Raw genomic sequence first — 1,521 nt, 5'->3', positions numbered from 1 at the left:
TGTAGGCGCAATATAGTAATGTCACTTTTCTCCAATATAGAAATGTCCCTTTTTACGGCATAAAGGATGAAATCTTTTATGTCGCAGGGACTTCCGGATGTTAGTGACAATGTCAGAAAAAGAACTCAATCGTCTCAATGTGATCCGGTCCGTTTGCGATAAGCGCCTCCGTCGTAGAGATGCCGCTCATCAGCTTGATATATCCGAACGTCAAGTTCAGCGTTTAATGAACCGCTATCGTCAATCGGGTGCAGCAGGCATAACAAGCTCAAAGCGAGGCCAGCCCAGCAATCACAGGCTACCTGAATCGTTTAGGATAAGTGCACTTCTGTTATTACATGAAAAATATCGGGATTTTGGCCCTACATTAGCCGCCGAAAAATTGCTGGAAAAACATGGGCTGTCCGTCTCAGTTGAAACACTCCGCAACTGGATGATCGCCGATGGCCTTTGGGTTCCTCATGCCCAGCGAAAACCCCGTGTTTATCAACCTCGATATCGCCGAGATTGTCTGGGAGAACTGATTCAAATCGATGGTTCTCACCACGACTGGTTTGAAGGTAGAGCACCAAAATGTTGCCTTCTTGTTTACATCGATGATGCCACAGGCCAACTCATGCATCTGAGGTTTGGCGAAACAGAATCAGCCTTTGATTATATGGTGGCCACTCGCGAATACATTGATAAATATGGTAAACCCGTTGCATTTTACAGTGATAAGCATTCTATATTTCGAGTCAGCCAACAAGAAAAGCGCAATACAGCCGTGACTCAGTATGGTCGTGCCCTGCATGACCTCGGTATAGAGCTATTTTGTGCAAACAGCCCTCAGGCCAAAGGGCGTGTCGAGCGGGCCAATAAAACACTTCAGGACCGACTCATCAAAGAGATGAGGCTTGAGGGTATCAGCACCATTGAGGACGCTAATGCGTGGCTGGAGTGCTTTATAGCCGACTTTAACCGCCGCTTTGCCCGCCCTGCTAAGTTCCCCAAGGACTTACACCGTCCCGTAACTGAAACGCGAGAGGAGCTTAAAGATATTTTTGCCTGGCAAAGTGTGAGAACGCTATCGAAATCACTGACGTTTCAATACGATAAAAATCTTTATCTTGTTGCCCCTACAGAAGAAAACTCACGAATTGCTGGCGAAAAAATCATGTCGTACGACTATCCAGATGGGACGATATCCTTCAAGTATGGCCACCGTAGCCTGACCTACCAATCCTTTGACAAACTAGCCTGCGTTGACCAGGGGCGTATAGTTGATAACAAAAGACTGGGCGCGGTACTCCAGTTAGCTCAACTCAAACAGGAAGAGCTGAGTCAGGCGGGTAAACGAGGTCGCAGCCAGCACATGCCTAAACGTAGAGCGCAGCTTAGGGCACTGGAACAACTCAAAGCGATCAATCCGGTGCTGGTCAATCCAGAAGAATTCAGAGCCAGTTTAAAACGATAATCGCAAACTCAAAGGTGACATTTCTACTTTGGAGGATTGGGTGACATTTTAACTTTGGATAGACA

1 protein-coding gene is annotated in these 1,521 nt (G+C 46.8%); it reads left to right on the top strand.

Translation table 11 applies throughout. From position 1 onward, the window contains the following. The first annotated feature begins 109 nt into the window (after positions 1 to 109). Positions 110 to 1,456 carry an ISNCY family transposase gene (locus H8A87_RS17415; RefSeq protein ID WP_198691190.1) on the top strand — a complete coding sequence of 449 codons (1,347 nt, stop codon included), beginning with the start codon at positions 110 to 112 and terminating at the stop codon, positions 1,454 to 1,456. Positions 1,457 to 1,521 lie beyond the last annotated feature (65 nt).

The organism is Xenorhabdus lircayensis, from assembly GCF_016306625.1.
GTDB lineage: Bacteria > Pseudomonadota > Gammaproteobacteria > Enterobacterales > Enterobacteriaceae > Xenorhabdus > Xenorhabdus lircayensis.
The sequence above is the reverse complement of the archived record's forward strand: the minus strand, read 5'-3'. Positions and strand labels throughout refer to the sequence as shown.

Coding starts and splice junctions, on each gene's coding strand:
- H8A87_RS17415 (WP_198691190.1), top strand. CDS start 110: ATGTCAGAAAAAGAACTCAATCGTCTCAATGTGATCCGGTCCGTTTGC.